General features: G+C 63.1%; 14 protein-coding genes and 1 tRNA gene. 8 read left to right on the top strand and 7 right to left on the bottom strand.

Annotated elements, in window-relative coordinates; genetic code table 11:
* Positions 1-68: 68 nt before the first annotated feature.
* A complete protein-coding gene (locus JXQ94_RS04670; protein ID WP_421922636.1) occupies positions 69-2033 on the top strand; it encodes a methyl-accepting chemotaxis protein in 1965 nt (654 codons plus the stop codon).
* A gap of 24 nt (positions 2034-2057) precedes the next feature.
* Positions 2058-3239 (top strand): OprO/OprP family phosphate-selective porin, encoded by a 1182-nt coding sequence (locus JXQ94_RS04665; protein ID WP_421922635.1) that lies wholly within the window; start codon positions 2058-2060, stop codon positions 3237-3239.
* 77 nt (positions 3240-3316) lie between these two features.
* Here JXQ94_RS04665 and queF read toward each other — a convergent pair whose 3' ends face one another.
* A complete protein-coding gene (gene queF / locus JXQ94_RS04660) occupies positions 3317-3778 on the bottom strand; it encodes a preQ(1) synthase (protein ID WP_301064667.1) in 462 nt (153 codons plus the stop codon).
* Between the two features lie 37 nt (positions 3779-3815).
* Positions 3816-4298, bottom strand: a complete 483-nt coding sequence (locus JXQ94_RS04655) for an Lrp/AsnC family transcriptional regulator (RefSeq protein ID WP_295694611.1) — start codon at positions 4296-4298, stop codon at positions 3816-3818.
* Between the two features lie 205 nt (positions 4299-4503).
* Here JXQ94_RS04655 and ald point away from each other — a divergent pair, with 205 nt between their 5' ends.
* The gene (ald, locus tag JXQ94_RS04650; protein ID WP_421922634.1) at positions 4504-5619 is read left to right on the top strand and encodes an alanine dehydrogenase; all 1116 of its coding nucleotides are present in this window, start codon (positions 4504-4506) and stop codon (positions 5617-5619) included.
* 162 nt (positions 5620-5781) lie between these two features.
* Positions 5782-6441, top strand: a complete 660-nt coding sequence (locus tag JXQ94_RS04645; protein ID WP_421922633.1) for an HAD hydrolase-like protein — start codon at positions 5782-5784, stop codon at positions 6439-6441.
* A gap of 41 nt (positions 6442-6482) precedes the next feature.
* On the opposite strand, the gene JXQ94_RS04640 is transcribed toward JXQ94_RS04645, so the two are convergent.
* The 3 genes from JXQ94_RS04640 to JXQ94_RS04630 form a co-directional block, all read right to left on the bottom strand.
* Positions 6483-7445 (bottom strand): NAD(P)H-dependent flavin oxidoreductase, encoded by a 963-nt coding sequence (locus JXQ94_RS04640; protein ID WP_295694603.1) that lies wholly within the window; start codon positions 7443-7445, stop codon positions 6483-6485.
* 124 nt (positions 7446-7569) lie between these two features.
* Positions 7570-7725 (bottom strand): hypothetical protein, encoded by a 156-nt coding sequence (locus tag JXQ94_RS04635; RefSeq protein ID WP_421922632.1) that lies wholly within the window; start codon positions 7723-7725, stop codon positions 7570-7572.
* Between the two features lie 93 nt (positions 7726-7818).
* Positions 7819-8439: a DNA-3-methyladenine glycosylase family protein gene (locus JXQ94_RS04630; RefSeq protein ID WP_421922631.1), complete on the bottom strand. Its 621-nt coding sequence runs from the start codon at positions 8437-8439 to the stop codon at positions 7819-7821.
* An 89-nt stretch (positions 8440-8528) separates the two neighbouring features.
* On the opposite strand from JXQ94_RS04630, the gene JXQ94_RS04625 reads away from it, so the two are divergent.
* From JXQ94_RS04625 to JXQ94_RS04615, 3 genes are all read left to right on the top strand, one after another.
* Positions 8529-8936 (top strand): DUF2946 family protein, encoded by a 408-nt coding sequence (locus JXQ94_RS04625; protein ID WP_421922630.1) that lies wholly within the window; start codon positions 8529-8531, stop codon positions 8934-8936.
* Positions 8937-9004: 68 nt separating this feature from the next.
* On the top strand, positions 9005-11122 hold the full coding sequence (locus tag JXQ94_RS04620) for a TonB-dependent receptor (RefSeq protein WP_421922629.1): 2118 nt from the start codon (positions 9005-9007) through the stop codon (positions 11120-11122).
* 264 nt (positions 11123-11386) lie between these two features.
* Positions 11387-12103, top strand: a complete 717-nt coding sequence (locus tag JXQ94_RS04615; RefSeq protein WP_421922628.1) for a PepSY domain-containing protein — start codon at positions 11387-11389, stop codon at positions 12101-12103.
* A gap of 103 nt (positions 12104-12206) precedes the next feature.
* On the opposite strand, the gene JXQ94_RS04610 is transcribed toward JXQ94_RS04615, so the two are convergent.
* Positions 12207-12293 (bottom strand) — tRNA-Leu (locus JXQ94_RS04610).
* Positions 12294-12345: 52 nt separating this feature from the next.
* Positions 12346-13947 (bottom strand): sulfotransferase, encoded by a 1602-nt coding sequence (locus tag JXQ94_RS04605; protein WP_421922627.1) that lies wholly within the window; start codon positions 13945-13947, stop codon positions 12346-12348.
* 210 nt (positions 13948-14157) lie between these two features.
* Between JXQ94_RS04605 and JXQ94_RS04600 the strand changes: the two genes are divergently transcribed.
* Positions 14158-16653: a TonB-dependent receptor gene (locus JXQ94_RS04600; protein ID WP_421922626.1), complete on the top strand. Its 2496-nt coding sequence runs from the start codon at positions 14158-14160 to the stop codon at positions 16651-16653.
* Positions 16654-16668 lie beyond the last annotated feature (15 nt).

The following is a 16668-nucleotide window of genomic DNA, read 5'->3' as shown; positions in this document are numbered from 1 at the left end:
GCACTCAATTCATATCGGCTGGAAACCCAGAGTGGCCATCCAAAACGCACTCTGCAGGAGAACATGACATGCGAGGACTGAAATCACTCCCCATTCTTGCCCGGGTCGGGATCTTGGGGGGGCTCGTCGCCTTTACGCTGATCTCCCTCGCGGCAACGCTCTGGTATAGTGATAATGCGACGACGCAGGCATTGGAACATCAGAACAACTATACGGATATCGAACGCCTCTCTCTCGAGATGGAAGTCGGCGCGTTGCAAATGCGCCGCCGCGAGAAAGACTTCCTGCTCCGCAGCGAGGCTCGCTATCTCGATCTCTATCAAACCGATGCCGATCTCGTGGCTGACCGCCTCTCAAGGCTGCGCCGGCTGAATACGCCCGCCGCGATCGATGACGCCCTCGGTCGCCTTGAAGCCAATCTTCCGCAACACCGCCAGGTCTTTGCGGACGTGGTGGCCGCGCAAACGGCTCTTGGCCTGACGCATGAAGAAGGACTGCAGGGGGCGTTGCGTTCATCCGTACGCGATGTCGAGAGCCGCCTGGCCGATTTCAATGACGCAGAGCTGACCGTCATCATGCTGATGATGCGCCGGCATGAGAAGGACTTCATGCTGCGTGGTACGCCGCGTTACATCGACTCCTTTGGAGCCCGCCAGACCGAGTTTGCCGAACGCCTCGCCCAACGCGACTACCCGGCCGAAGACCTCGCTGCCATTCGCACCCTGATGGCGGCCTATGACCGGGACTTCCGTGCCTGGGCCGAAGGTCAGCTCGCGATGAATGAGACGGTCGGGCAGCTGTCCGCCATTTTCGCCAACATGTCTCCTGATTTCGACGAAATCCTCCAGATTGCGCAACAGGAAGGCCGCGCCGCAATTGTGGCGCTTGAGGCCGAGCGCAACCGGATCCGCATGGTCACCTTGGCGTTGATCATCACCATAGCCGCCATCGCCGGCGTGCTGTGTTGGTGGGTCGGCCGCTCTATCGCCGCTCCCATCAAGGCGCTCACCAACACCATGGGTGAACTCGCGAATGGCAAGACGGATGGCAGCGTCCCGGCGCAGTCCCAGGGAGGCGAGATCGGCCGGATGGCCAGCGCAATTCTCGTCTTCCAGAGAAACCAGATCGAGATTGCTCGCATGCAGGCTGAACAGGCCGTGGCCGAGGAGCGCGCGGCCGAAGAGAAACGCCGCATCCTTACCGAAATGGCAGACGAGTTCGATGCCAGTGTCGGAACCATTGCCGAAGACGTGTCGTCGGCGTCCGCGGCCATGATCCAGGTCGCTGGTCGTCTGCGTGACGCGGCCCAGCAATCGGACCAACGCTCCTCAATTGTTGCCAGTGCCGCCGACGAAACCTCGGCCAATACCCAGGCCGTCGCTTCGGCAGCTGAAGAGCTGACAAGTTCCATCCAGGAGATCAATCGCCAGGTCACCGAGTCCCGCACGCTCACGAATGACGCCGTCGAGGAAGCTGCCGTAACCCGGACCACCGTGTCAGGCCTCGGCGAGGCGGTGGTGAAGATTGGTGATGTTATCACCTTGATTCAGTCCATTGCCGAGCAGACCAATCTTCTGGCGCTCAATGCCACGATCGAGGCGTCCCGCGCCGGCGATGCCGGCAAGGGCTTCGCAGTTGTCGCGTCGGAAGTGAAGGCGCTGGCCGATCAGACCGCCAAGGCGACACTGGAGATCGCTGACCAGATCGAGTCGATCCAGAAGAGCGGCGACCACGCGATCACAGCGATCGGCTCCATGGCCACCACAATCGACCGTGTTTCGCAGAGCACGACCGCGATTGCGTCAGCGATCGAGCAACAGGACGCAGCCGCCCGGGAGATCGCCGGCAGTGTGTCCCAGGCGGCGACAGGTACCGCACAGGTCACCGAGAGCATCTCGGCCCTGACGACGCATGTGCGCGACACCGATGCCGGTGCCGGCGAAGTGCTGACAGCCGCCCAGGGCGTCTCCTCGGACGCCGAACGTCTCAAGGACGCGCTCGCCGGATTCCTCAATCAGATCCGCGCCGCGTAACCGGGCCCAGAAAGGACAAGAACAATGAAGAACCTCACTCTTATCAGCGTCTCCGCCCTGGCCTGCATCGCATCAAGCCAAGCCGATGCCCAGGACGGCGGCTTCAGCGCCTCCCCGGCTCCGCGCTGGGACAGCGCTGATGGCGAGACCTCCTTCAAGCTGCGCGGTCGCCTCTATTATGATCGCGCCGACGTCGACTGGACGAGTCCCAACAGCGCGGCCCCGACTGACCGTGACGAATACCGCACGGCCCGTCTCGGCTTTGAAATCGAGCACGGCCCGGTCAAATTCGTCGCTGAATATGATTTCTCCGGAGATGACGCCAAGCCGAACGACGTTCTGTTCGCCATCGATCTGCCGGAAGGCGGTCTGCGCATCGGCCATTTCAAGACGATGAATTCCCTCGAAGAGCAGACCTCGTCGCGTTACGGCACCTTCATGGAACGTGGCATCTCGACCGATTTGTTCGGCGTCGATCGCCGCATCGGTGTCGCCTACAATTGGGCCGGCGACGGTTTCACGGCCAGTGTCGGCGTATTCGGCGGCAAGATGGACGACAATTTCGCCTTCCGCGAATCCGATGAATCCAGCGCCGTGGCCGCCCGGGTGACATGGTCAACCGTGATCGACGAGACGCGCTGGCATGTCGGCGGTTCCTGGCGCCGCCTTGACCATGACGGTGGCGCGCGCGTTCGGGTCTATCCGCAGGCCCATCTCGCCAACCGCTTCACGGCAGCCGACTATCGCACCGGCGCTGCCCTTGGCACGGCCGACAGCTCCGATTACTTCGGTCTGGAACTGGCCGCGATCCGCGGCCCCTTCCACCTTCACAGTGAAGTCGCCCGCATGTCGCTGGACGGGCCGACCGGCGACCCGAGCTTTACCTCCGGCATGGTCCAGGCCGGCTGGATCCTGAGCGGAGAAACCCGCCCCTACAAGGAATCCGGAGGCACCTTCAACCGCCTTCGTCCGGACAACCCGGTCACAGAAGGCGGCTGGGGCGCAGTCGAAGTTGCGGTCAGACACGACATCAGTGATCTGGGCGACGCCAATCTGGGACGCATCCGGTCTACAACGCTTGGCGCCAATTGGTACCTGCACGACAATCTGCGTGTCATGACCAATTATGTGACGGCTCGCATGAATGCGACCGGCTTCACCGAGAGCAGTGACACGATCCAGTTCCGCCTTCAGGCCGACTTCTGAACCATTCCAGAGACCCCCTGCAAAAAGGGCGCTGCCAAATGGCAGCGCCCTTTTTGTTTGCCGGCAAACCCGGTCAGTCAGCCTCGACCACGATAACCCGGCACGTCCTGGTCAGGGATCCATACGCCCTTGGGCGGCTCACCGGTGGCGAAGAAAACATCAATGGGGATGCCCCCACGCGGATACCAATAGCCGCCAATTCTCAGCCAGACCGGATCCAGGACCTCGACCAGTTTCTGGCCGATCCCGGTGGTACAGGCTTCATGGAAGGCACCATGATTGCGGAAACTGCCCAGATAGAGCTTGAGAGACTTGCTCTCCACAATCCAGTCACGTGGCACATAATCGATCACCAAGTGCGCGAAATCCGGCGCCCCGGTCACCGGGCAGAGCGAGGTGAATTCCGGGCAAACGAATCGCGTCATGTAGGGCGCATCACACGGATTGGCGACACGCTCGAGCTCGGCGGTTTCGGGATTATCGGGCAGCGGGGTCGACGCCCCCAGCTGGCCCAGATTGTCATAGCGATCATCAGTCATGGCGCCGACTTAGTCCCGGCCCGCGCGACAGGCAAGCCTATCCTGCGACAAGCACCTCATCCGGCACCGGCATCGCGGTGCGCGAGAAGACGCGGCGAATACTGAAGCTGGAGACCAGACGGGTCACGCCCGGCAGGCTGGACAGGACTTCACGATGCACGCGCTCATAATCATTGGCATCGCGGACCAGAACGCGAACCAGATAATCGGCATCCCCGCTCATCAGATAGCATTCCATGACTTCGGGCACATGCTCGACGGCCTCCTCGAACCCGACCAGCGTATCGCGCTTTTGATTGTCCAGTGTGACCTGGACATAGACGGTGATGCCACGTCCCAACGCCTGCTCGGAGAGGATCGCCACATAGCGGTCGATAATCCCGGCGCCCTCCAGCGCCTTGACCCGCCGGTGGCAGGCGGACGCCGACAAGCCGACACGCTCGGCGAGCTCGGCATTGGTCAGGCGGCCATGCTCCTGAAGTTCATTGAGGATGGAGATATCAACACTATCAAGGCGCAAGGCACACCCTCCCGGACATCGCGGCAAAATCCGCAGATCATTCTGGATTGTCGCGAAGGCTTGGTATATACGTCGCCCTCAACGTCGATTGTTGCACGATAATTCACAACAATCACTCCGCCTTGTCAAATTTAATCACGCAGACGGCTTCTGACGCAAAAAGTATCGAAGAAGCGCCGCACTGCCCAACCCGTGAGGGATGATCATGCGTATCGGGGTTCCCAAGGAAATCAAAGTTCGCGAATACCGGGTCGGTCTGACGCCAAACAGCGTCGCTGAATTTGTGCGCCATGGCCACGAGGTGTTCGTCGAATCCGCCGCCGGTGAAGGCATTGATTTCACCAATGAGGATTACGTGGCAGCCGGCGCGACCATTCTGGCCGACGCCACTGCGGTCTTCGAAGCAGCCGAAATGATCGTCAAGGTCAAGGAACCCCAGCCGTCGGAAACGGCGATGCTGAAGCCGCACCATACGCTTTATACCTATCTCCACCTGGCCGCCGATCCGGTACAGGCCGAGGGTCTGCGCAAGTCGGGTTGTGTCTCGATCGCCTATGAAACGGTCACCGACCGTGATGGCCGCCTGCCCCTGCTCACGCCGATGAGCCAGGTCGCCGGACGGATGTCGGTCTCGGTCGCAGCGCATTGCCTGATGAAGTCCCAGGGCGGTCGCGGCACCATGCTGGGCGGCGTCCCCGGTGTGCTCCCGGCCAAGGTCGTGATCATCGGCGGCGGCGTTGCCGGCACCCATGCTGCCGAGATGGCCATCGGTGCGCGCGCCGACGTCACTGTCTTCGATCGCTCCAATCGCCGTCTCGCCGAGCTCGACGAGCAATTCGCCGGCGCCGTGAAGACGGCCTACTCAACCCAGGCGGCCCTCGAGCAGGCCGTGCGCGAAGCCGATGTCGTCATCGGCGCTGTGCTGATCCCGGGTGCTGCGGCCCCGAAACTTGTGACCCGGGAGATGCTCAAGGAGATGAAGGACGGCGCCGTGCTCGTCGACATCGCCATCGACCAGGGCGGCTGCTTCGAGACCTCCAAGGCCACAACGCATGATGACCCGACCTATATCATTGATGGCGTTGTCCATTATTGCGTCGCCAACATGCCGGGCGCCTATGCCCGTACGTCCACATTCGCCCTGAACAACGCGACCCTGCCGCTCGGACTGGAGATCGCGAACAAGGGTACGAAGAAGGCCATCAATGAGAACCCGCATCTGCGCGAGGGCCTGACCACGGCCGAGGGCGAAGTCTGCCACCAGCTGGTCGCCGACGATCTCGCCCTGCCCTGCGTCAAGCCGGGCTGGCTGAACGCCTGACCTCAAACGCCGCAAAACACGCGTCATCGGGGCGGGCACTGCCAGGTGTCCGCCCCTTTGCTTTTGCACATTGGGCCGTTACAGCGTGCAAGTGTCACAAGAATCACCGAGCCTGTGACAATCATCGCGGTTGGGGAGACCGCTGGACGAGGGGATAAAGACGTGACCCAGCGCTATGACCTGGTCATCTTTGATTTCGACGGAACCCTGGCTGACAGCCTGACCTGGTTTCGCGGCGCGCTCGGCGAAGTCGTCGACAAGCACGGCCTCAACCCGATCTGCGAAGAGAAAGCGGAAACCCTGCGCGGGCTGACGCCCAAGGCGATCATGGACGAGCTTGCCATCCCGGCGTGGAAAATCCCCTTCATCGCCGCCGATGTGCGCGCTCGCGCGGCAGAGAATGTCGACCAGATCCACCTGTTTGACGGTATTCGCGACATGATCGGGGCGCTGTCGGATCAGGGCGTGTCCCTGGCAGTTGTGTCATCGAATGGCGAAACCGCGGTGAAGGCCGTGCTGGGCGAAACCCTCACTGCCCGTTTTGATCAATTTGCCTGCGGCGCGGCCCTCTTCGGCAAGGCATCAATCTTCCGCAAGGTGATCAAGCGCGCCGGCACAACGCCCGAACGCACACTCTGCGTCGGCGACGAAGTTCGCGATATTGATGCGGCCCGAGAGGCCGGGTGCGCGGCGGGCGCGGTGTATTGGGGATTCGCGACGCCCGACATTCTGGACGCCCAGTCACCGGATCACGGCTACGGGGCGCCGTCCGACATTCTCACGAGTCTGGATGAATCCGCCCGCGCCTCCCAGCGCGCCTGACCGCGCGGCCCCGCCCGCTGGGCAGGGCCGATCGGCCAATCCTATCCGCAGACACGCGCCTTCGCCGCGTCATACTCGGCCTTGAGCTGATCGATATAATCGGCTGCCGGGCGCACCTGCTTGACCGAGCCGATGCCCTGGCCAGACCCCCAGATATCCTTCCAGGCCTTGGCCTTGGAACCACCGCCCGAACCGAAATTCATCGCCGAGGGATCACTTTCGGGAAGCGCGTCCGGGTCGAGGCCGGCATCGATGATGGACTTCTTGAGATAATTGCCGTGCACGCCGGTGAAGAGGTTTGTGTAGACAATGTCCTCTGCGTTGCTGTCGACGATCCCCTGCTTGTAGGCCTCTTCGGCACGTGCTTCCGCGGTCGCGATGAAGGCCGAGCCGATATAGGCATAGTCCGCGCCCATCGCCTGCGCCGCGAGCACCCCGCCACCGGTCGAGATGGCGCCGGAACACAGGATCGGGCCATCAAACCACGACCGCGTCTCGGCGATGAAGCCGAAGGGCGACAGGGCGCCGGCATGTCCGCCAGCTCCGGACGAGACACAGATCAGACCGGTCGCGCCCTTTTCGATCGCCTTGTGGGCGAAGCGCTGATTGATGACATCGTGCAGCGTGATCCCGCCCCAGCTCTGAACGGCCTGGTTGACTTCGGCCTGGGCCCCCAGCGAGGTGATCACGACCGGGACCTTGTACTTCTCGCACAGCTCCAGATCTTCCTGGAGGCGGTTATTGGAGCGGTGGACGATCTGGTTGACGGCAAAAGGCGCCGCCGGATTGTCCGGATTGGCGCGGTTGTAACTCTCCAATTCCGAGGTGATCTGGTCCAGCCACTCGTCGAGCTGGCTGACCGGGCGCGCATTCAGCGACGGAAAGGAGCCAACAATGCCGGCCTTGCACTGAGCCAGGACGAGGTCCGGATTGGAAATGATGAAAAGCGGCGCGCCAATAACAGGCAGGCGCAGCTTGCCCTTGAGAATGTCGGGTTCGGCCATGGGATTCCCCTCTAATATATCGACCAGGCTCGCGATCGCTTCTGCTGGCGATCCGCGATTGAACAGGGTTCGCGTCGAACGTTAGAGAGAGCGGTATGGGATGTCGAGCGCGCGGTGAAGCGCGTTACTCATCATGACTGGCAGCGGCCTGCACGCCCTCGCCTGCGCCGGAAAGTATCAGGGCGAAGAGCAGTCCGATCAGCGCGTCGCCGGTCAGCATCCACCCCAGCGTCCACCCGCCGACAAAAAGGCCTGCATCAATAAGAATTCGTCGTGTCATGGGGGCCAGAAAACCCCACGAACCGGGCCAAGATAAGGCCGTTTGGTGGCAAGCTCAGAGGGACGGTGCGACCTTGCGTCCCACCTGTGCCCGTCAGCCGGGCTCTCCGTCTGGCGGCGCATCAACATGCGCCCACATGTAGTAGGCCAGCCAGGAGCGATAGGGTTTGAACAGACCGGCAGTGCGTACGGTCTTGCGTCGCTTCGAGGTCAGTCGCTCGAGCGTCTTGCGGGCTGCCACATCACCATCCGGCCAGACATCGCCCTCGCCGAAATAGAAGATATTCATCATGTCCGCCGTCCACTGCCCGACCCCCCAGATTTCGGTCAGCCGTGCCGTGCGCTGATCGATCGGCAGGCTTTTGAGAAGACCGGTATCCAGACCGACCGTCCGGTGCGTCTCGGCAATTGTGATAATCGTCCGCGTCTTGGCCCCGGACAGTCCGCAAGCGCGGAGGGTGTCGGCATTGCCTGCACAGAAATGATCGAGCAGATCGACATCGCCGGAACTGTCCTCGACCCGGGCCCAGATACTCTGGGCCGCCTTGACCGATATCTGCTGACCGGCAATGGCGCGGCAGAGATAGGCCGGAAAGGGCAAGTCATCGCGCCGCGGCAACTCCATCGGGCCAAGCTTCCGGATTGCGGCGTGCAAGGCCGGAAAGAGCGGCTCGGACGCGGCGAGAAGGTGGTCATGAACAGCGCGATGCGACATGCGCTCAAACTAGCCACCCCAGCGCCTCGTGCCCAGCCGGGATATTTTGCCTCATGGTGCGATGGCCGAGCCGGTGCTACCGGCAGGCCATGATGTCCGATCTGCGACATATGCGCGGCCTGCTCGCTCCGTGGCTGTTTGCCTTGGCGATGATTGCTGTCCTCCAGCAGTCCGCCATTCCGCGCGGCTACATGCTCGATCGCGGGAATGACGGCCAGCTCGCCGTGGTCCTGTGTACGGCCCAGGGTTCGATCACACGCTGGCTTGATCTTGAAAGCGGCGATCTGACCGAAACGCCCGGTGCCGACGCATCCGGCAATACGGCCCAGCATTGCGCCTTTGGCGCCGCTGTCGCCCTGGCAGCCCTGCCGCAAACGACCAGCCTTCCGCCGCGGATCACGCGACCGGATAGCGCTGCCGGTCCGTATCTGGCTCAAAAAGCGCCCGCCAGGGCCCATGCCCTCCCCCCGGTGCGCGGACCGCCTGCAACGCTCTGAGTCTGCCTCACCCTGATTGAATCAATGGCCCACCCGGAGTGTACCGGCGTGCGCCCTGGAGCGTTTCCATGTCCCCTATCTGCTTGCAGCACAGCTGCGCCTTGATCGCGCTGTCGGCCAGTCTTTCATGTCTGGCGCCGACCGCCCTCGCCCAATCCTCACAGCCCCCCCTTATTGACGTCATCACAGTCAGCTCGCCACAGCTCGACAACCCGGCACGGGATCAACTCGACCCGGCAGCGCAGCCCATTGTCGCCAGTCCGGACACAACGCAGATCATCGCGCGCCTGCCCGGCGCAGCGGCGGTCAGCAATGGCGCCTTGTCTGGCCAGTTGCAGTATCGAGGCCTGTTCGGGACCCGGCTTGCGATTCGCATCAATGACCAGGCCATTGCCTCGGGTGGTCCGAACCTGATGGACCCGCCGCTCCACTATGCGCCGTCAGTCCTGGTCGACCGCATAGAGATCGCCCGCGGCGTCAGCCCGGTCAGCAACGGGCCCGGCCTGGGCGGCGGTTTCGATGTCACCCTCAAATCCGGCAGATTTGCCGACACCCCGCAGTTCAGTCTCAGCCATGACCTTTCATTGGCAGCCCATTCGGTGGATGACAGCACGGCGGTCGGCGGGCTGGTCGGGCTGGCCAATGACACGATCCGCCTGCACGTTCTCGGCTCTCTGGAAACCGGCGGTGATCGCGACACGCCCCTGGGACGAATCGGCGGCAGCGCGCATGAGCGCGGCGTTTACGGGCTTGTTGCCGGCTGGCAGGCCGGCCCGCACGAGCTGACCGTCGAAGGGCGCCGCAATGAAACCGGGCCGACCGGCAACCCGCCCTTCGCCATGGATATCCGCTTTATCGACACCGACACGGGACGGATTGCCTATACCGGCACGTTCGATGCGGCGCGGCTCGACCTGTCGGCAGGCTGGAGCGATGTCGGCCATGCCATGAATAATTTCAGCCTTCGACCGGCCCCGGCCTCGCCGATGCGGTGGCGGGAGACCTTCGCCTATGCCGAGAGTCACACGCTTGCCGCCAGCCTCACCATCCCGGCAATGGGAGGCGAATTACGCGCCGGCATTGACCGGGTCGACACGGATCATGATGTCACGATCACCAACCCGATGAACCCGAATTTCTTTCTCCGCAACCTGCCCGACATTGCCATCAGCCGCACCGGCGGCTTCGTGGAATGGACGGGCGAAATGATCGGGAGGTGGCAAGGAGAGTTGGGCCTGCGCGTCGATCACCACGAGGCCCGCTCAGGCCTCGCCTCGACCGGCAGTGCCGTTCCCGCCATGCCCGGCATGCTCGCGATGGCCGCCAATAATGCTGACCGCGACTGGCAGGCCAGCACGTTGGACGCCGTTGCCCGCCTCTGGCGCCCGCTGACAGACACCGCCCGCCTGCGCCTGACCCTCGCCCGCAAAACCCGGGCGCCGGGCTATCTGGAGCGCTTTGCCTGGCTGCCCACTGCGGCCAGTGGCGGCCTGGCGGACGGCAATACCTATGTGGGCGACACCGGGCTTGTGCCCGAGACGGCCTGGATTGCCGAGGCCGGGCTGGACTGGGCCAATGACCACGCCTACGCAAGGCCCACCATCTTCATCCGGCGCATTGAAGACTATATCCAGGGCGTGCCGTTCGACTCTACGCCCGGCGTGGCCGATACAGCGGTTGAGATGGTCGCGGGCATGAATGGTGACACCACCCCGCTGCGCTTCGCCAATGTCGAGGCAGAGCTGTACGGGCTGGACGCCGATTTCGGGTATCAGATCGATTCCCACTGGCGCCTCGACGGCACGATCAGCTGGGTCCGCGGCAAGCGTCGCGATATCGATGACAACCTCTACCGCATCGCCCCACCCCATGTGCGCCTGGGTGCCAGCTATGACGCTGAGAGCTGGACGGTCACACTGGAAAGCCTGGCGACCGCGCGCCAGGACAATGTCTCTCTCGCCAATAACGAGACGGAAACACCCGGACAGGTCCTGCTGAACCTCTATGGTCGCTGGGACATGCGCCCCGGGGTCGCGCTGGCTGTCGGTGTCGAGAACCTGCTCGACCAGGCCTGGCGGGACCATCTCGCCGGGGTCAACCGAAATTCAGGCTCGCAAATCGGCCTGGGCGAACGCCTTCCGGGCAATGGGCGTTCGATCGGGCTTCGCCTGACGGTCCGGGGCTAGCCTGGATCAGGGCCACGCTGACAAAGCTCGGCGTGGCCCCTCCGGAGCGGAGGCTGACCCGCTTGCCGATCCAGCCCCTGAAAAGGCGGCTAAGCCGCGCAAAGATGATGATTGCGGGCGGCGGGGAGCGGCATGGCGCCCGGGCGGGCGCCTGGCGACTCATGGCCGACAGGGATCTCAAGCGGCCCGGGCAATGCCAAGGATTGATCACGACACAGAATGGCTGAATGCTCGCAAGCGGAGACCAAGGGGATACTGCACACCATGAAACTCTTTCGACTGATGAGCCAGATCCATCTCTGGCTGGGCGCGGCCTTTGGCGTGCAGGTCATGCTGTGGCTGATCTCCGGCCTCATCATGGTGATCATTCCGATTGAAGAAATACGCGGCGAGCATTTGCGGCATGACCCGGCCGAGACAGCACTCGACTGGACGAATGAGGCCGTGCCCCTGGCGACCATCATCGCCGCGCAGGATGGCGCGGTGACCTCTGCCCGCACTGGCTGGCTGGCCGGGTCACCGGTCTGGCGGCTTGAAACCACTGACGGCCCGCTCATGATCGACGCCCGCACTGGCGACGCCCTGTCCCCGATTGGCGAAGCGCTGGCCCGCGAGATTGCGGCGACCCGCCAGAACGGGCTGGGCGAAATCACCGCAACGGACTGGCTGACAGACCCACCACGCGAAGCCGGCCTGTCCATTCCTGCCTGGCGCATCGAATTCGCCGCGGGGGAGACGACGCCGCCGACGACCTTCTACATCAACAGCCAGACCGGCGAGCTGCGCGCCGTGCGCACCTCGGCCTGGCGCGTTTACGACTTCTTCTGGGGCGTGCACATCATGGACTGGTCGAGCCGGGAGAATTTTAATTCCTGGTGGATAAAGGTCACCTCGATTATCGCCATACTGTTCGGTGTCGCCGGGGTTTATCTCACCGTTCACCGCCTGTGGATGATGGCAAGGCGTCGCCGCCCGAAATGAGAAAACAGACGCGGCCGGCCGGCACACGGCGCCGCGAAGGCCGCTCCGCCGGGGGCTTGCCCTTCGCGAGCGGCGATAAGATCAAAAGCCAAGAGATGACAATTGGTGCGGGCGGCCGGACTTGAACCGGCACGGCCTTGCGGCCGGCAGATTTTAAGTCTGCTGCGTCTACCGATTCCGCCACGCCCGCGGGGAAGACACGGCGATCCTACACGGCTTCGCCGGACTGGCCAGTGGCGGCATCAGGCCTCGCGCAGCCACTCACCCGCGGCATTGATCACGCCGCCCGCTTCCAGAATGGCCCGCATTGGCGCAAGCGCGTCTGCGTGACGCTTCCAGCGCCCGATGGAGCTGGAATAGAGCGGCTGGCGGACCTGTACCGAACTGGCGGTCGCGACACTGCCCGACTGGGTATGGAAGTCGAGGCAGGCCGGGTCCCAGTCGAGGCCACAATGGGCGACCAGCCGCCCGGCCTCGCCCTCCAGATCGGCAATGACATCCTCGTAGGCGACCTCGGTATAGCGATCGGCTGGCAGGGTCGCGGCCCAATGGGCACGCAGCCTGTCAAAGCCGAGATAATAGCGCGCGCAGTCCGCGAGATCGTAGGCATAATTATAGTAGGAGAAGCTGGTCGCGAACAGCTGGCGGTAATTGCTCAGGCAGGCATCGATCGGATGGCGGCGCAGGCAGATGATCCGCGCCTTCGGCAGCGCACGATGGATGTGTCCGGCCCAGACGATGTTGAGCGGCATCTTGTCAACAAAGCGCGGCGCGTCACCGGCCAGGTCGGCAACACTGTCGAGATAGGCCTCGCCCCATCGGGCCCCATCAATGCGGTCGGCGGCACTCAAGGTGGCGGCATCCATGACATAGGGGCCAGGCGTCGCGGCAAGGCGTTTGCCGATCAGGGCGAAACTGGATAACTCCCCGACCGAACGCACCTGCGAATGGGCGCCAAGGATGCGGTCGACCAAAGTCGTTCCGGTACGCGGCAGGCCGACGACGAAGACCGGCCGGTCACTTTCGGCGACCGCGCCTGCGGCACGGTCGGCGTCCGCCCCGTTGGCGGCGGCATCGAAAAGCGCGACATCGGACTTCGGATCATAGCCACGCGCCTCGCGGATACCCGCCTTGGCCCGGCCAAGCCAGTCCAGCGCCTCGGTGTCGCGGCCAAGATCCTCCAGGGTCTTGGCAATCGCATGCCCGAGATGGAGTTGGCTTTCCTCGTCATCGGTGGACCGGGCCTCGAAGGCCGTCATCAGCGCGTCCAGCCGGTTATCCGCCTCACTCTGCCGACGCAGGCCGACAATCGCCGACAGGGCCTTCACATGGTCCGGCGCCAATTCCAGCGTCCGGGAATAGGCCGCTTCAGCGCCATCGAAATCACCGGCAAACTGGCGCGAGGCCGCCAGATTGTAATGGTACTCCGCCCGCCCCGGGTCCTGCGCGACGGCGGCCCCGAACAGGTGAATGGCCGCCTCGTGATCGCCAAGCCGGGTAAAGACAACGCCAATCGTGTCGAAGGTCAGCGCGTCGCGTGGACCCAGCCGGCTGGCGCGGCGGGCCGCATCCGCTGCGGCCTCGCGCCGGTTGAGCGCGAGCAGTGACTTGGCCCGGTGGGCATGCAGGCGCGGATCATCCGGCGCCAGCGCCACGCCGCGGTCGAAAATCTCGACCGCCTTGGCGTGATTGTCATGGTCCGCCGTGAGCAGGGCAAGGAGGAAAAAGGCTTCGGGATGCGGGCCGGAGGTCTGCAGGACCTCGAGGCATAAGGCATGCGCTTCGCGGTATTGCCGGGCACCCAGCGCAGCGGCGGCGGCCTTCAAACGCGATTCGACAGTCACCGGTCCGCCACTCCTCGACACGTTGCATTCCGCCGAGGCAAAACCGTTTCATGCTGCACCCGCGAGACTCCTTCGCACATGCAGCGTGTCGTCCGCGCAACAGGTCCTCGAAGAAAACGGATTTGTGACATCAATTTAACTAACCGCAATTGCTTTCGCCGGGACCTAGAGACCATGATTAGCACACATTTTCATTCGGAGATTTCAGTCATGGCCGCAATACCCAAGGCATCGCTTCGCGCACGCCTCGCCTGTTCCATCAGTGCGCTTGCCCTGCCACTCGCCGGCCTTGCCGGTGCCGGCACCGCACTCGCCCAGGACAATCCCTCGTCTTCGCAGGACGTGATTGTCGTGACCGCGACCCGTCGTTCCGAGACCGTTCAGGACGTTCCGCTCAACATTGCCGCCATCGGTGGCGACCAGATCGAAGAACAGGGTTTCGAGGATCTTGCCGACGCCCTCGCCTACGTCCCGGGCATCAATATTGTTGATCGAGGCGGCCGTCAGGGCAATCCGATCATCGTGCGCGGCCTGAATGCCGACCCGATCAATTCCGGCGACGGCAATAATGATGGCGGCGGAACCGTGGCCACCTATCTTGGCGAAATCCCGCTCTTCATCGACCTCAAGATGAATGACCTGGAACGCGTCGAGGTCCTGCTTGGACCGCAAGGCACATTGTATGGCGCCGGCACGCTGGGTGGCGCCATCCGCTACCTGCCGAACCGTCCGGACTTCGACAGCAATATGCTGCAGATCCGCTCCTCCTTCTACCAGTACTCCGAAGCGAACTCCCCGTCGGCCGATATCGGCTTCACCTTCAACCACTCGGTGTCCGACACCTTCGCGGTTCGCGGCTCGCTCGACGTGCTCCAGGATTCCGGTTTCACCGACTATCCCTATCGCGTGCGCCAGCCGGGCGTTTCGAACCCGGTTCCGGATTTCAATGATCCGGCCGATGTCGCAGCCAATCTCGCTCCGGTCAGCGATGCCGATGGCGAAGAAGCCGTTTCCGGCCGCATCGCGGCCCGCTGGGCGCCGACCGACTGGCTCGACGCCACTGCAACCTACTACTTCCAGAACCAGGACATTGAAGGTCGCCAGATCTCCTCTCGTCGGTCGCCCATTCCGGCCGGCGGTTATGAATCCGCCCTTCGTGTTCTGGAGCCGATCGAGCGCAATAACGAGCTCCTCGCCCTGGAAGTCACCGCTGATCTCGGCTTTGCCGAGCTGACGTCGGCGACCGGTTTCGGCAGCTATGACGCAGAAGGCCAGCGCGACCAGACGGACCTGCTGATCTCGCTGGAATATTCCTATGAGAGCTTCCCGAACTTCACCGCCTTCACTCACGAACTGACCGAGAACGAGTTCTTCAATCAGGAAGTCCGCCTGGTCTCGACCTATGAGAGCCAGTTCAACTGGATTGTCGGCTTCTATTACAACAAGGCCGAATTCGTCGGCTCCTCCGAGGAGTACACGCCGAACTATGCCGAGTATGTGAACGACAATTTCGGCTTCGGCCTGACCGAGAACCCGACCGATCTGGAGTATTTCTCGACCAGCAATACCGAGCTGACCGAGAGCGCAATTTTCGGCGAGCTTGGCTGGGACGTCACCGATCGTCTCTCGATCACGGTTGGCGGTCGCTATTACGAGTATGAGCTGGAATCGGTCTCGACCGTGGACTTCCCGCTCTTCGAAGCACCGACCTACACCCCGCTGACGATCGACGAGATCCGCGATCTCGCCTTCGATCCGTCCCTGGCCCAGTCGGATGACGGTTTCCTCTACAAGTTCAACATCGCCTATGATGTGAGCGATGAGATCCTGGCCTATTTCACGGTTTCTGAAGGCTATCGGATCGGCGCCTCCAACGGCCTCGGCCCGTGCCCGGCCTTTGACCCGAATGCGACCCAGGGCGCCTGCGCCCTCGCACCGGGCCAGCAATATGGTCCCAATGCCGGCGATATCGCCCAGTTCGACGAACGTCAGTTCGGCCCCGACCAGACGACCAATTACGAGCTCGGCGCCAAGACGACCTGGGCCGGCGGCGCGGTGACGCTGAACGGCGCCATCTTCCTGGTCGAGTGGACGGACCCGCAAGTGTCCTCTGCCACGGTCAACGCCAATATCCCGATCACGGTCAATGCCGAAGGCGCGGAGTCGAAAGGCTTCGAGCTGCAGGGCAGCTGGCAGGTCGCCCATAATTTCGAGCTGCGCGGGACCTATTCCTTCACGCAGTCCGAGCTGACAGCCGACGTGCCCTTCCTGGTCCGCACCATCACCACGCCGGGCTTTGGTTCGGCCTTTGAAGATGGCCAGGCTGGCGATCGCCTGCCGGGCTCTCCGGAAACCCAGGCCTCGGTCTTCGGTCGCTACACGACCGATCTCGCGAGCGGTGCCCAGCTCAACTACAATCTCGGCATTTCCTATACGGGCGACATTCTCACCCGTACCGGCGGCCGGGGCAGCAGTGCGACGCTGGACAGCTATTATGTCGCCAACGGCTCGATCAATTATGACGCCGGCAATTGGGGCGCCACGCTCTTCGTCAACAATATCGGCAATGAGTATATCGAAACCGGTATCCGGAGCACGGCGCTGTCGAACCAGACGATCAACGGCCAGCCGGTGCGCAGCCACTACGCCAATGTCGCCCCGCCGCGGACGATCGGTGTGCGCTTCTACTACCAGTTCGGCGAATAATCCCGACCCGGTAGA

Source organism: Maricaulis maris (assembly GCF_049116555.1).
Lineage (GTDB): Bacteria > Pseudomonadota > Alphaproteobacteria > Caulobacterales > Maricaulaceae > Maricaulis > Maricaulis maris_C.
The sequence above is the reverse complement of the archived record's forward strand: the minus strand, read 5'-3'. Positions and strand labels throughout refer to the sequence as shown.

What these genes read in the sequence shown, in the direction of transcription:
- JXQ94_RS04615 (WP_421922628.1), top strand. Translation starts at nt 11,387, where the DNA reads ATGAAACTCTTTCGACTGATGAGCCAGATCCATCTCTGGCTGGGCGCG.
- JXQ94_RS04670 (WP_421922636.1), top strand. Translation starts at nt 69, where the DNA reads ATGCGAGGACTGAAATCACTCCCCATTCTTGCCCGGGTCGGGATCTTG.
- JXQ94_RS04640 (WP_295694603.1), bottom strand. Translation starts at nt 7,445, where the DNA reads ATGGCCGAACCCGACATTCTCAAGGGCAAGCTGCGCCTGCCTGTTATT.
- ald (WP_421922634.1), top strand. Translation starts at nt 4,504, where the DNA reads ATGCGTATCGGGGTTCCCAAGGAAATCAAAGTTCGCGAATACCGGGTC.
- queF (WP_301064667.1), bottom strand. Translation starts at nt 3,778, where the DNA reads ATGACTGATGATCGCTATGACAATCTGGGCCAGCTGGGGGCGTCGACC.
- JXQ94_RS04630 (WP_421922631.1), bottom strand. Translation starts at nt 8,439, where the DNA reads ATGTCGCATCGCGCTGTTCATGACCACCTTCTCGCCGCGTCCGAGCCG.
- JXQ94_RS04625 (WP_421922630.1), top strand. Translation starts at nt 8,529, where the DNA reads ATGATGTCCGATCTGCGACATATGCGCGGCCTGCTCGCTCCGTGGCTG.
- JXQ94_RS04665 (WP_421922635.1), top strand. Translation starts at nt 2,058, where the DNA reads ATGAAGAACCTCACTCTTATCAGCGTCTCCGCCCTGGCCTGCATCGCA.
- JXQ94_RS04635 (WP_421922632.1), bottom strand. Translation starts at nt 7,725, where the DNA reads ATGACACGACGAATTCTTATTGATGCAGGCCTTTTTGTCGGCGGGTGG.
- JXQ94_RS04620 (WP_421922629.1), top strand. Translation starts at nt 9,005, where the DNA reads ATGTCCCCTATCTGCTTGCAGCACAGCTGCGCCTTGATCGCGCTGTCG.
- JXQ94_RS04600 (WP_421922626.1), top strand. Translation starts at nt 14,158, where the DNA reads ATGGCCGCAATACCCAAGGCATCGCTTCGCGCACGCCTCGCCTGTTCC.